General features: G+C 75.5%; 16 protein-coding genes and 1 pseudogene. 13 read left to right on the forward strand and 4 right to left on the reverse strand.

The genetic code is table 11. The features are described from left to right. Nucleotides 1-61 precede the first annotated feature (61 nt). Together AC4H2G_RS20125 and AC4H2G_RS20130 are read right to left on the reverse strand one after the other, a co-directional pair. Nucleotides 62-445 (reverse strand): fluoride efflux transporter FluC, encoded by a 384-nt coding sequence (locus AC4H2G_RS20125; protein ID WP_494367515.1) that lies wholly within the window; start codon nucleotides 443-445, stop codon nucleotides 62-64. Continuing rightward, entirely contained in the window at nucleotides 442-879 is a 438-nt protein-coding gene (locus AC4H2G_RS20130) for a fluoride efflux transporter FluC (protein ID WP_494367516.1), read from the reverse strand. Before AC4H2G_RS20130 ends, AC4H2G_RS20125 begins: the two co-directional genes overlap by 4 nt. 108 nt (nucleotides 880-987) lie before the next feature. Here AC4H2G_RS20130 and AC4H2G_RS20135 point away from each other — a divergent pair, with 108 nt between their 5' ends. Beyond that, nucleotides 988-1,341, forward strand: coding sequence for a TraR/DksA family transcriptional regulator (locus AC4H2G_RS20135; RefSeq protein WP_494367517.1), 354 nt, complete (start codon nucleotides 988-990; stop codon nucleotides 1,339-1,341). Nucleotides 1,342-1,408: 67 nt separating this feature from the next. Here AC4H2G_RS20135 and AC4H2G_RS20140 read toward each other — a convergent pair whose 3' ends face one another. After that, nucleotides 1,409-2,698, reverse strand: coding sequence for an amidohydrolase (locus AC4H2G_RS20140; protein WP_494367518.1), 1,290 nt, complete (start codon nucleotides 2,696-2,698; stop codon nucleotides 1,409-1,411). A 166-nt stretch (nucleotides 2,699-2,864) separates the two neighbouring features. Between AC4H2G_RS20140 and AC4H2G_RS20145 the strand changes: the two genes are divergently transcribed. From AC4H2G_RS20145 to AC4H2G_RS20175, 7 genes are all read left to right on the forward strand, one after another. Beyond that, the gene (locus tag AC4H2G_RS20145; RefSeq protein ID WP_494367519.1) at nucleotides 2,865-3,644 is read left to right on the forward strand and encodes a Pr6Pr family membrane protein; all 780 of its coding nucleotides are present in this window, start codon (nucleotides 2,865-2,867) and stop codon (nucleotides 3,642-3,644) included. 22 nt (nucleotides 3,645-3,666) lie between these two features. After that, nucleotides 3,667-4,353, forward strand: a complete 687-nt coding sequence (locus AC4H2G_RS20150; protein ID WP_494367520.1) for a hypothetical protein — start codon at nucleotides 3,667-3,669, stop codon at nucleotides 4,351-4,353. A 107-nt stretch (nucleotides 4,354-4,460) separates the two neighbouring features. Then, a complete protein-coding gene (locus tag AC4H2G_RS20155; protein WP_494367521.1) occupies nucleotides 4,461-5,243 on the forward strand; it encodes a copper resistance CopC family protein in 783 nt (260 codons plus the stop codon). 218 nt (nucleotides 5,244-5,461) lie between these two features. After that, nucleotides 5,462-6,007, forward strand: a complete 546-nt coding sequence (locus tag AC4H2G_RS20160; protein ID WP_494367522.1) for a hypothetical protein — start codon at nucleotides 5,462-5,464, stop codon at nucleotides 6,005-6,007. Between the two features lie 97 nt (nucleotides 6,008-6,104). Then, on the forward strand, nucleotides 6,105-6,839 hold the full coding sequence (locus tag AC4H2G_RS20165) for a YcnI family copper-binding membrane protein (protein ID WP_494367523.1): 735 nt from the start codon (nucleotides 6,105-6,107) through the stop codon (nucleotides 6,837-6,839). A gap of 7 nt (nucleotides 6,840-6,846) precedes the next feature. Then, entirely contained in the window at nucleotides 6,847-8,604 is a 1,758-nt protein-coding gene (locus AC4H2G_RS20170; RefSeq protein WP_494367524.1) for a copper resistance CopC/CopD family protein, read from the forward strand. Continuing rightward, nucleotides 8,601-9,245 (forward strand): DUF1775 domain-containing protein, encoded by a 645-nt coding sequence (locus AC4H2G_RS20175; RefSeq protein ID WP_494367525.1) that lies wholly within the window; start codon nucleotides 8,601-8,603, stop codon nucleotides 9,243-9,245. Before AC4H2G_RS20170 ends, AC4H2G_RS20175 begins: the two co-directional genes overlap by 4 nt. A 387-nt stretch (nucleotides 9,246-9,632) precedes the next feature. Here the strand turns inward: AC4H2G_RS20175 and AC4H2G_RS20180 are convergent, their stop codons facing one another. Next, the gene (locus AC4H2G_RS20180) at nucleotides 9,633-10,829 is read right to left on the reverse strand and encodes a CobW family GTP-binding protein (RefSeq protein ID WP_494367526.1); all 1,197 of its coding nucleotides are present in this window, start codon (nucleotides 10,827-10,829) and stop codon (nucleotides 9,633-9,635) included. 116 nt (nucleotides 10,830-10,945) lie between these two features. Between AC4H2G_RS20180 and rpmB the strand changes: the two genes are divergently transcribed. From rpmB to ykgO, 5 genes and pseudogenes are all read left to right on the forward strand, one after another. Further along, entirely contained in the window at nucleotides 10,946-11,182 is a 237-nt protein-coding gene (gene rpmB / locus AC4H2G_RS20185; RefSeq protein ID WP_494367527.1) for a 50S ribosomal protein L28, read from the forward strand. After that, the gene (gene rpmG, locus AC4H2G_RS20190) at nucleotides 11,182-11,349 is read left to right on the forward strand and encodes a 50S ribosomal protein L33 (protein ID WP_494367528.1); all 168 of its coding nucleotides are present in this window, start codon (nucleotides 11,182-11,184) and stop codon (nucleotides 11,347-11,349) included. The genes rpmB and rpmG overlap by 1 nt, the downstream gene beginning before the upstream one ends. After that, nucleotides 11,349-11,648, forward strand: a complete 300-nt coding sequence (gene rpsN / locus AC4H2G_RS20195; protein ID WP_494367529.1) for a 30S ribosomal protein S14 — start codon at nucleotides 11,349-11,351, stop codon at nucleotides 11,646-11,648. Before rpmG ends, rpsN begins: the two co-directional genes overlap by 1 nt. Nucleotides 11,649-11,685: 37 nt before the next feature. After that, nucleotides 11,686-11,985, forward strand: coding sequence for a type B 50S ribosomal protein L31 (locus AC4H2G_RS20200; RefSeq protein WP_494367530.1), 300 nt, complete (start codon nucleotides 11,686-11,688; stop codon nucleotides 11,983-11,985). Next, a pseudogene (ykgO, locus tag AC4H2G_RS20205) lies at nucleotides 11,982-12,104 on the forward strand (type B 50S ribosomal protein L36). The gene AC4H2G_RS20200 and the pseudogene ykgO overlap by 4 nt, the downstream one beginning before the upstream one ends. Nucleotides 12,105-12,114 lie beyond the last annotated feature (10 nt).

A 12,114-nucleotide genomic window follows, 5' to 3' on the forward strand; every position in this document is an offset into this window, starting at 1 on the left:
GTCATGCGCATCCCGGCGCGTGGAACCGCTGGTCGGCGTCACGCCGGGGCGTGCGGGCCGGTCACAGCAGACCGCCGACGACGAGCCCGAGCGCCGTCGCGCCGAGGCACGCCCCGAGCATCCCGAGCGCGTGCACGACGGCCGCCGCCGGGCGACCCGCGAGCAGCAGCCGTGCGCCCTCGACGCTCGCGGTCGAGAACGTCGAGTAGCCGCCGAGGAACCCGAGGCCCACGACGGCGGTCAGCGCGTCTGGGCCCGCGTGCGCCACGAGCCAGCCGGTGACGAGGCCGAGCAGCAGGCACGCGCTGACGTTGACGACCACCGTGCCGACGGGGACCGCCGACCGTCCGCGGCGACGCTCGACGGCGCCGTCGACCAGGAATCGCGTGGCCGCGCCGAAACCGCCGCACACGGCGACGAGCACCGGGACCAGGAGCCACGTCATGCGCCACCTCGTCCGTCTCCGCGCGCGGCACTGCCCGTGCCGGTCGCTCGCGTCGCCACGGCGATCCCGGCCCCGGCCGCCGCGACGCCCAGCGCGACGCTCACGAGCGCGTACGCAGCGCCGAGCGCGGCGTGCCCGGCCTCGGCGAGACGCACCACCTCGAGAGCGAAGGCCGAGTACGTCGTGAAGCCGCCGAGGACACCGGTCCCGGCGAGGACGCGCACCCGCCGCCGCCACCCGTCGTCGGGCCCCGAACGTGCCAGGTGCCCGAGCAGCGCACCGAGGAGGAACGAGCCTGCGACGTTGATCGCGAAGGTCGTCCACGGCCAGGTCCCGGCCTCGGGTGCGAACGCCGTCTCCAGGCCGACCCGGGCGGCGGTGCCCACCGCGCCGCCGAGGGCGACCAGGGCCGCGAGCCGCAGTCTCCGCGCCACAGCTCGTGCCTCTCGTCCGGGATCGGTCGCCGGTACCACGGTAGCGGGCGCCGGCGGACCGTCCCGAGTGCCGGGACGGTTCCCGGCGTGCCCGACGTTGTGCGACACATGACCAGCCCGGACCTCGTCGGTGCCCGCGAGCGGCTCCACCGGGAGCGCGCCGAGGCGCTCGCCCGGCTGCGTGCCCTGCGCGGCGAGGTGGCGGAGATCGTCGAGGCCTCGCGGGACTCCAACGCGGACGACGAGCACGACCCCGACGGCGCGACGATCGCGTTCGAGCGCGCGCAGGTCGACGCCCTCGCGCGGTCCGCCGCCGCGCGGGTCGAGGAGGTCGACGCCGCGCTCGCCCGCATCGACGCGGGGACCTACGGGACGTGCGCGTCGTGCGGGCTGGACGTCGCCACCGCACGCCTCGAGGCCCGCCCGACCGCCCGCACCTGCGTGGCGTGCGCCGAGAAGTGACCTTCCGCCCCTGATCTGCGGAAAACAGGGGCGGGAGCTCACTTCTCGGCGGTCGACGGCGCGTGGCTCAGCGCGCGAAGCGCTCCGAGCGCTCGACGACCCGGCCGACCCCGCGCCCACCGTTCGCCGCGGTGTCCCACGTGTAGACCTCGACTCCCGTGACGAGCACGTGCTCGGCACGGGCGGTGACGTCGAGCGGGTCGCCCGACCACACCACGACGTCGCCGTCGAGCCCCGGCGTGAGGGCGCCGACGCGGTCGTCGAGCCCGAGGAACTGCGCCGGGTTCACCGTGAGCGCCTGGAGCGCGACGTCGCGGTCGAGACCCTCCTTCACCGCGAGCGACGCCTGGTGCACGAGGAAGTTGATCGGCACGACGGGGTGGTCGGTCGTGATCGCGACGCGCACGCCCGCGCGGGCGAGCACGCCGAGGTTCGCGATGGCGCGGTCGCGGAGCTCGACCTTGGACCGCGACGTGAACATCGGCCCGAAGATCACCGGCACGTCGCGCTCGGCGAGCACGTCGGCGATCGCCGCGCCGTCGGTCCCGTGGTTGAGGACGAGCCGGTAGCCGAACTCGTCGGCGAGACGCAGTGCCGTGGCGATGTCGTCCGCGCGGTGCGTGTGCTGGTCCCAGAACAGCTCGCCCGCGAGCACGCGCGCGAGCGTCTCCTTGGCGAGGTCACGGTCGAACGGCTCGCCCTTCGCCTCGGCGGCGTCGCGCTTCGCGACGTAGTTCTGCGCGTCCACGAACGCGGACCGGATGACCTTCGCGACGCCCAGGCGCGTCGAGGGGGTCTTCTTCTGATCGCCGTAGACGCGCTTGGGGTTCTCGCCGAGCGCCGACTTCACGGACACGGCCTGGCGGATCACCTGCTCGTCGACCGTCCGCCCGCCCCAGGTCTTGATCGCGACGGTCTGCCCGCCGATCGGGTTGCCGGAGCCGGGCTTGACGACGGCGGACGTCACGCCGCCGACGAGCGCGTCGCGGAAGCCCTCGTCCTCGACGTTGATCCCGTCGATCGCGCGCAGCGCCGAGCCGTTCGGGTCGGTCATCTCGTTCGTGTCGTTGCCGGCCCAGCCCTCGGCTTCCTCCATGACGCCCATGTGCGCGTGGGCCTCGACGAAGCCGGGGAGCACCCACCGGCCGCGCGCGTCGAGGACGCGCGCGCCGTCGGGCACCGCGACGTCCCTGCCGACGGCCGTGATGATGCCGTCCTCGACGAGCACGGTCCCGCCCTCGATCGGCGGGGACGTGACCGGTACGACGTACCCGTTCGTCACGGCGACGGTGCCGCGCGCGGTGCGCGGGGCGGTCCGGGCGGGGTGGGCGGGGGGAGTGGGCGATGAGGTCGTCATGGGTCCATCATCGCCCCGGCGACCATTGACCTGGGCAAGCGTCACCTCGCCCGGTCTGCGCCGGTGCGCGGGGACGGCTCGGGGCGGGACTAGGCTCCGAGGTGCGGACGGTCGCCCCCGAGCGACCGGACCGGCTCGGGAACGGACCGCGCGCGAAGGAGCTCGCATGCACGTCGTCGTCGGGATCTTCCGACTCTTCCTCGTCGTCCTCGCGCTCGTCGGCACGCGCGCGATCTGGCGGGACGGCGACGTCGAGGGACTGGTCTACTTCACGAACCAGACCGGGTTCCTCGTCGCGGTCGCGTTCACGTGGGCCGGGATCGCGTCCCTCCTGCGGCAGCGACAGCCCCCGGCGTGGTTCACCGGCGCCGTGACGCTGTTCGCCGCGATCACGGGCCTGGTGGCGTGGTTCGTCCTCGCGCCCGAGGACCCCGACGCCCCGGCGGTCTTCCTCGGGCTGACGGACGGGCAGATCGAGCACGAGGTCCTGCCGCTGGCCGTCGTCGCCGACTTCCTGCTGCTCACTCCGCACAAGCGCCTGCGCGGCCTCACCGCGGCGCAGTGGCTCCTCTACCCCCTCGCGTACTTCGCCTTCACGACGATCCGCGGGTTCGTGAGCCCGGGCAGCGAGTACCCCTACGGGTTCGTCGACCTCGACGCGCTCGGCTGGGCGGGGCTGCTCGTCAACGTCGTCCTCTACGGCGCCGGGTTCCTCGTGCTCGGGCTCGTGCTCGTCGGGCTCGACCGGCTGCTGCCCGCGCGCGCGCTGATCGGGTCGTACCCGGGCGCGGTGGCGCTCCCCGACGCCGAGGTCGAGGGCCGTGTCGAGGGCGCCGACGCCGAGTCTGCCGGCGACGCCGAGGGCGCAGCGCGGGGTGGCGGGCGAGGTGCCCCGGACGCCTCCGACGCCCGCGCGACGGGCCGGGGGGACGGTGCCCCCGCCTGACCCGAGCGGCTAGGGTGGCCTCGTGCTCTCCCCGGTCGCCGGTCCGCTGCGCGTGACGCGCGCAGCGCTCGTGGCGACCCTCGTGCTGGCGCTGGGCGCCGCGGCGCACGCCGTCGCGGGAGGTCACCTCCCGGACCCGCTGGTCCTCGCCGCGCTCGCCGCGTTCACGCTCGCGGGCACGATGGCCGCCGCTCGCGTCCGCTTCACGGTGCCGCGGCTCGTGGCGGTCCTCGGCACCGCCCAGCTCGGGCTCCACGTCGCGCTCGACACGCTCGGTCACGGCGCCGCGACCTGCGTCCCTGCGGGTCCGTCCCCGGGCGTGAGCCATGCCGGGCACGGCGCGGTCCTCGTGTGCTCCCCGAGCGCCGTCGTGCCCGACGCCGCAGCCGGCCTCGCGTCGTCGGCCCACCTCGCGTCGTCGGCTGGGTCGGGGGCCCCGGCGGGCCCGGGCGTGTGGATGGTCGTCGCCCACGCCGTCGCGACGCTCGTACTGGCGGTCGTGCTCGCGCGCGGGGAGCGCGCGCTCGATCGGCTCGTGGCGTGGCTCGCGCCGCGCGCGACCCTGCCCGTGCCTGTCGTCGTGGCCCCGGCCCGCCATGAGGCCGGAGTGTCGTCCGCGCCGGCACGCGGCGCCTCGACGCGCTACCCCGGGACGACGCCGACGCGCGGGCCCCCGGCCATGGTCCGGCTCGTCGGGATCCCTGCCTAGACCCTCCGCTCGCGCGACCGCGCGACTCCCGACGAGGCCGTGCCGGCGCACGCCGGACCCCGGGTACAGCCTGCGGCACCGCCGCACCTCGGACGGAAAGACCTCCCATGACTCTCAGCACCTCTTCTCGCACCGCACCCCGACCGGCCGCCGCGCTCGTCACCGTGATCCTCGCGCTGCTCGCGGCGCTGGCTCTCACCGTGGCGCTCGCGACGGTCTCCGCCCTGCCCGCGCAGGCCCACGACCGCCTCGTGGGCTCCGATCCCGCCGACGGCGCACAGCTCGACGCCCCGCCCGCCGCGATCGCGCTGAGCTTCAACACCGAGCCCCTCGCCGTCGAGCCGCAGGTCGTCGTGACCGACGCCGCCGGGACCGTCGTCGCGCAGGGCGCCCCGACGATCGACGGGTCGACCGCGACGCTCCCGCTCGACCCGGCCGCCCTCACCGGCGGCACGTACTCCGTCGCGTGGCGCGTCGTCTCGTCCGACGGCCACCCCATCGAGGGCACGCTCGCCTTCGGGGTCGCGGAGCAGCCCGCGGCCGAGCCCGCGCCGTCCGAGAGCGCTCCTGCCGAGGAGGCCACGCCCGAGGGCAGCGCGTCGTCGCCGGTCACGGACGACGCCACCGACGGCACGGCGGACACCGAAGGCGCCGAGGACTCCGACGCCACCGAGGACACCGGCAGCACGGTGGACACCGACGCCTCGGACGCGGCATCGACCGACGACGGCGGCAGCGCGCTGCCGATCGTGATCGGGGCCGTCGCAGTGCTCGCCGTCGCGGGCGTCGCGACGGTCCTCGTGCTGCGCCGCCGCGGCAGCGGCGACGCCGAGGCCGGCGGGGACACCGGTGCCAGCGGTGACGACCGAGCCGAGGACCCGCGCGGCTGACCCACGGCGGGCGGTGTCACACACCTCGTCCTGCGACGGTCGAGATGTCGCTCCACTTTTGATTGACGTGCATCAGAAGCGCCGGTACTTTCGGCGAAAGCAGGACGACGGGCGCGACGAGGCGACCCACGGCCCAGCGGAGGGAACTGGTCGATGACGACCCCGACGAGGACGGAGCGCGACCGGTCGACGGTGTCGCGCGTCGTCGGGGTGCGGTCGTGACGTCCCCGGGCTCCGGGCCGCTGCGCGCCGCCCGCGGTCTCGTGCTCGCGGCCGTCGTCGTGGGTCTCTCGCTCCTCTCGCACGACCTCGCGGGCGGGTCGCGCCCGGACGTCGTCCCCCTGCTCGTCCTCGCGGCGCTCAGCACCGTCGCCGTACGCCCGCTGACGCGCCGCGAGGTCGGGCTCCCGCGTCTCCTCGCGCTGCTGGGCGTGGGGCAGGTCGTGATGCACGTCGTGCTCGAACGCTCCGCGGAGCTGTCGCCGACGGCGACCGCGTCCGCCCACGCCCACGACGGCCCGGCCGCGACGGTGACGATGCTCGCGGCCCACGCCGTCGCGACCGTCGTCGTCGCGCTCGTGCTCCGTCACGGCGACGCCGTGCTGTGGCGGCTGTGGACGTGGCTCACCCGCCGCCGCGTGCCGGAGGCGCCGCGCGCCGTCGTCCTGCCGGTGCGGCCCCTGCCGCGCCGCGTGCTGCCGTCCGTGCGGCGGCCCCCGGTCCCCGGGGCGGTCGGCGGCCGGGCACCGCCCGCGTCCGCCTGACCCCGGACGCCCGTCGCGGCGTCCCGTTCCCGCGCGCCCTGGCGGGTCACGACGTCGTGCCCGCGCGCGCACCCTCATCTCCCCGAAAGGCACTCCCATGCGAAAGTCCCTGCGCGCCGTCGGCGCCGCCACCCTCGCCACCGGTCTCGTCGTCGCGGGCGCGACCGTCGCGTCCGCCCACGTCACCGTGACGCCGAGCACCACGACCGCCGACTCCTACACCGTCCTGACGTTCGCCTTCGGGCACGGCTGCGGCGAGTCGGCGACCACCGAGATCGCCATCCAGATGCCCGAGCAGATCCTGTCCGTCGCGCCCGAGATCCACCCCGGCTGGGCCGTCGAGAAGGTCATGGAGGAGCTCGAGACGCCCGTGGACGACGGGCACGGCGGCGAGTACACGGAGCGTGTCGCCGAGATCGTGTACACCGCCGAGACCCCGGTCCCGAACGGGTACCGGGACTCGTTCGAGCTGTCCCTCAAGCTGCCCGACGCCGCGGGCGAGACGCTCGACTTCCCCACCGTGCAGACGTGCGAGGAGGGCGAGACCGCGTGGGTCGAGATCCCCGCGGAGGGCCAGACCAGCGACGACCTCGAGTCGCCCGCGCCGTCGTTCGAGGTGACCGCGGCGGAAGCCGCGGACGCCGCCGAGGCCGGGACCGAGGACGTCGCCGCGGAGGCGGCGTCCGAGGACGGGAGCGCGGCGTCGTCGGCGGCGGACACGGACGACGCGGGCACGCCCGTCGTCTCCTGGGTGGCCCTCGCGCTCGGCGCCGCGGGCCTGGTCCTCGGGGCGCTCGCGTTCGCGCGCTCGCGCCGCAGCACCCAGGGCTGACACGACGATGACCAGCACGACCCGCCTCCCGGTGCTGCACCGGGTGGTGGCGCTGGTCGTCGGCGCCGTGGCCGGGCTCCTGCTCGTGATCCTCACGAGCGGCCCGGCCGCGGCGCACGCCGTCCTCGTCGACACCGACCCCCGGGACGGGACGGTGCTCGACGCGCCGCCCGACGCCGTCACCATCACCTTCAACGAGCCCGTGCGGGCCGTCGACGGCGGTACGACGGTGCTCTCCGCCGACGGGTCGGACGTCGCGGTCGACGCCTCGGCCGTCGACGACGCCCTCGTGATCACCCCCGCGCAGACGCTCGACGACGGGACGTACGTCGTGAGCTGGCGCGTCGTCTCGCTCGACTCGCACCCGGTCGCCGGAGCGTTCAGCTTCTCCGTGGGTGCACCGAGCGCGACGACGGTCGAGGCGCAGGTCGCCGAGCCCAGCGGCGCGCTCGTCGCGGTGCGTGCGGCCGACCAGGCCGCGGTCTACCTCGGCACGTTCCTCGTCGCCGGTCTCGTCGTCTTCGAGCTCCTCGTCCTGCACGCCACGCCCGGGGCCATGCCGCGGCTGCGGTCACGGCTGCAGCGTGCCCGGCTCGTCGGGCTGGCGGTCGGCGTCGTGGGCCTCGTGCTGAGCGTGCCGCTCACGCCGGCGTGGCAGGCCGGGGGCGGGCTGGACGCCGTGCTCGACGCCGCGACGTGGCGCACGGGCCTGACGTCCGACACCGCCCTCGTCGCGGCGCTCGGGATCGTCGGCCTCGGATGCGCGGCGCTGCTCGCGCCTCGCGCGGCGCGCGAGAGCCGTGCCGACTGGCCGGCGGGCGTCGCGCTCGGGGGTTCCGCCCTCGCCCTGGGTGCGCTCGTGCTCGTCGGGCACACGCGCACGTTCGGGCCGGCCGCGCTCGTCGTCGCAGCCGACGTGCTGCACGTCGTCGCCGGGGCGGTGTGGCTCGGTGGCGTCGTCGGCCTGGCCCTCATGCTCGCGCGGTCGTCCCAGGTCGACGAGCGGCGTGCCGCGGTGACCGTGACGCGCTTCTCCGCGCTCGGCGCGTGGGTCGTGCTCGCCCTCGCGCTGACGGGCGTCGTGCTGGGCTGGCGGATCGTCGGCACCGTCGAGGCGCTCGTGTCGACGGCGTACGGGCAGGCGCTCCTCGTCAAGGTCGGCGTCGCGCTGTGCATCGTCGCCGTCGCGGCGTGGAACCGCTACCGGCTCGTCCCGTCCTTCGCCGCCCGGGCGGAGCGCCGCACGACGCGCGGCACGCCGCGCCGCACGACCAGCACCGCCGAGGTGGAGCTCGACGTCGCGTCGCGCCGGCTCGGCCGGACGATCGCGCTCGAGGCGGGACTGCTCGTCGTCGTCCTCGCCGTGACCGGCGTGCTGGTCTCGCGCAGCCCCGTCGACGAGGTCGCGACCGTCCCCGTGGCGGACGACGCCGGGCCGACGGTCGTCGAGGAGACCCGGCCGCTCGGCGACGGGACGCTCGAGGCCCGGGTCACGCCGGGCGCCGTCGGGGTCAACGCCCTCGAGCTCGTCCTGCTCGACGCCGACGGGGCCCCGCTCGAGCCCGTCGCGGACCCCGTGGTCACGACGACGCTTGCCGAACCCGCGCTCGGGCCGTTCGCGCACACCCTCGTGCGCACCGGGCCGGGGACCTACGAGGCGCCGCTCGATCTCCCTCTCGCGGGGTCGTGGACGGTCACCGTGAACGTGCGGACGTCGAAGTACGAGAGCCCGATCGTCGAGATCCCCCTGGAGGTGGCGTCATGACCACGGACACCCCGCGCTCGCAGGGCGCAGCCCGTCGGACGCTCGCCCGGGTGGGCACCGTGCTCGCGCTCGCCGTGGCGGGCGTCGCGGTGGCCGGACCGGCCGGCGCCCACGTGCTCCTCGAGACCGTCGAGCCGCGCGGCGACGGGACCGCGCGGATCACGTTCACGTTCGACCACGGGTGCGACGGCGAGCCGACCGACGCCCTCCGCGTCACGATGCCCGAGGGTGTCGAGCTGCTCGCGGCGGACCAGCCCGCGGGCTGGACGTCCGAGATCGGAGCGGACGGCGTGGCGTGGTCCGGGGAGGAGGCCCCGGTCGCCGACGGCGAGCGCGCGGCGTTCACCGTCGACGTCCGCGTCACCGGCGAGATCGGCCAGGCGTTCGTCTTCCCCGCCGTGCAGGAGTGCCCGTCGGGCGCGTCCTACGACTGGAGCGACACGGACCCGGCGGGCGCCCACCCGGCACCGACCTTCGTCGCGACCGCCGCCACGCTCAGCACCCCGGCGGCGGCACCGCTGCCGGCGAGCGCGCCCCCGACGCCGCTCGGACCGCTGGTCGCGGGCGTCGTCGGCGCGTCCGTGCTCGCGGGCGCGGGCGGTGCCTGGGTGGTGCGTGCTCGCCGTGACCGGGTGGTCTGAGGACGACATGAGCAGCACGGCCGCACCGCCGCGCGCGCCGACCAGGTGATCGTGGCCCGTCCCCACGTCGGGACGGGCCACGACGACGTTCTCGGCCGTCAGGAGGGCATGCGCGGACGCCTGTCCCGCGCAGCGATGTGACACAGGTCACTCTCGTTCGGTGTCCCGAACCTGCGCGCCGGCCCTCGTTCGCAGGTGGGGGACGTCGTCGCGACGGGTCACGCGACGACACCCGGACCGGTGGCGGTCCGCGACGAGAGCTCCGCTGGGGGGAGCTCACGTGGCGGACCGCCACCGGTTCGTCGTGTCCGGGCACGACGGCCGTCGTCGACCGCCTCGGGGACCTCGTCGGCCCGGGACGCCGGCGCACCGGCAGGACGGCTGGGGTCAGACCTCGCTGCGCGCGCCGAGCCACGGCGCGAGGACGTCTTCCCGGCCGAGCCAGCGCAGCCCGCCGTCGGCGAGCTCGTCGGGTGTCGAGAGGACCTCGCCGAACGCGTCGAGCAGCCGGTCGCGCTCGTCACCCTGTGTGCCCGGGTCCGTGGCACCCACGACGACGATCCGCGTGTGCGGGCGGACGGGCACGCCCTCGGCGGTGCTCGCGTCGTCCCACGTGCCCAGCCCGCCGATGGAGAGCTGGCCGCCGGCCCCCTCCCAGGCGCACAGCGAGTCCGGCCGGTTGGCGACGTGGAAGACGCCGCGCGAGCGCAGCCGGCCGGTCCCGAGGTCCTCGATGCGGCGCAGGAGCCGCTCCGGGTCGAACGGGCGCGCCGAGCGCAGCTCGAGGGTCCAGCTCCGGTCGCCCGGGTCGCTCGCGCGGTCGCCGGGGCGCCGCTCGCCGCGCGCGCCGCGCTCGCCACGCGCGCCGAGCGGGTGCGCGCGCCGCTCGGCCGCGGCGGGGTCGTGGACCCCACCCGCGAGGTCTGCGGCGTCGAGGGCGTGGAGCCCGTCGATCCGGCGGGTCCCGGCCCCGCGGAGGCGGTCGACGAGACCGGAACCGGTGGGCGCCGCCTCGATCGAGCCCGTGGTGACCACGAGGTCCGCGTGCTCGAGCTGGGCGGCGAGCACCTCGCCGACCGCCCGCTCGTCGTCCGGTGTCAGGGCGATCCCGCGCTCGTCCACGAGGTCGTCTCCGAGCAGGTCGTGCTCCGCCTGCTCGACGTCCACGACGGCGAGCACGGTCGCGAGGCGCAGGCGCTCGAGCTCACCGCCCGGGGTGCTCGCGCCGGCGAGCGCCCGCGCGACGGGGAGGGACTCGGCGCCGACCGGCAGCGCGAGGACGACGTGGTCCCACCGGCCGTCGTCGGCGAGGCGGCGCAGCGTGGGGACGGCGTCCTCGCGCACCGCGCACGACAGGCACGCGTGCTCGAGCGGGACGCGGACGTCCTCCACCACGCCGGTGGCGTCGACGACGACGCGTCGCAGCTCGCCGTCGAGGGCGAGGATGTCGTGGCGCAGCACCACGGTTCCCTCCCCTCCGACGGCGAGCCCGAAGACGGCCGCGTCGCGCAGGACGGGGTCGACGGTCGCGAGGACGCTCAGCGGGAGGCGGGTGCCGAGCAGGTCCGGGTGATCGGTGGTCATGCAGGGGCTCCAGTTCTGGCCGGGAACATCCGGGTGGACGGGTGCGTTGGACTCTACACCTTGACGAGAACGATTCTCAGTACCTATCGTCTCGGCATCGTCCAGGAAGGAACACCATGTCCGCCGTCTGCCAGGTGCTCGGCACCTCGCCCGGGTTCGGCCACTCGATCTCGCACTCCCACGTGCGGACGAAGCGACGCTTCGACCCCAACATCCAGAAGAAGCGCTACTGGGCGTCCTCGCTCGGGCGCCACGTCACGCTGCGCGTGAGCACGCGCGGCATCAAGACCATCGACCGCAAGGGGATCGACGTCGTCGTGGCGGAGATCCTCGCGAGAGGGGAGAAGCTCTGATGGCCACCCGCCAGGACCTGCGTCCCGTGATCAAGCTGCGTTCCACCGCCGGCACCGGGTTCACCTACGTGACCCGCAAGAACCGCCGCAACGACCACGACCGGCTCGTGCTGCGCAAGTTCGACCCCGTCGCGCGGCGGCACGTCGACTTCCGCGAGGAGCGCTGATGGCCAAGACGTCGAAGATCGTGCGCAACGAGCAGCGCGCGGCGGTCGTCGCCCGGTACGCCGAGCGGCGCGCCGAGCTCAAGCGCGTCGTCGCCACGGCGACGTCCGACGAGAAGGCCGCCGCGGTCGCGGAGCTGCAGCGCCAGCCGCGCGACGCGAGCGCGACGCGCCTGCGCAACCGCGACGTCGGCGACGGCCGCCCGCGCGGCTATCTGCGGAAGTTCGGGATCTCGCGCGTGCGGATGCGTCAGATGGCGCACCGCGGCGAGCTGCCCGGAGTCACGAAGTCGAGCTGGTGACGGCCGCCGCCGTCACGCCAGCAGTACGGAGGCAAGCATGAAGAAGGACATCCACCCCCAGTACGGACCCGTCGTCTACCGCGACAAGTCGGCCGACCTCGCGTTCCTCACGCGGTCGACGCTCGCCGGGAACCACCCGGGCGGACCGGGCGTGCCGCGCGAGACGGTGGCCTGGGAGGACGGCAACACCTACCCCGTCGTCGACGTCGAGATCTCGAGCGCGAGCCACCCGTTCTACACCGGTACGCAGCGCGTCGTGGACACCGCGGGCCGTGTCGAGCGGTTCCGCCAGCGCTACGGCGCCCGCGGCGCGACGCAGGGCGGGGGCGGGCGATGAAGGTCCGCGCCTCGCTGCGCTCGCTGAAGGACAAGCCCGGCGCCTAGGTCGTGCGGCGCCGCGGGAAGACGTACGTCATCAACCGGCTCAACCCGCGCTGGAAGGCCCGCCAGGGCTGACCGGCGCGGG

The sequence above is a fragment of the Cellulosimicrobium sp. BMG9.23 genome (assembly GCF_059159985.1).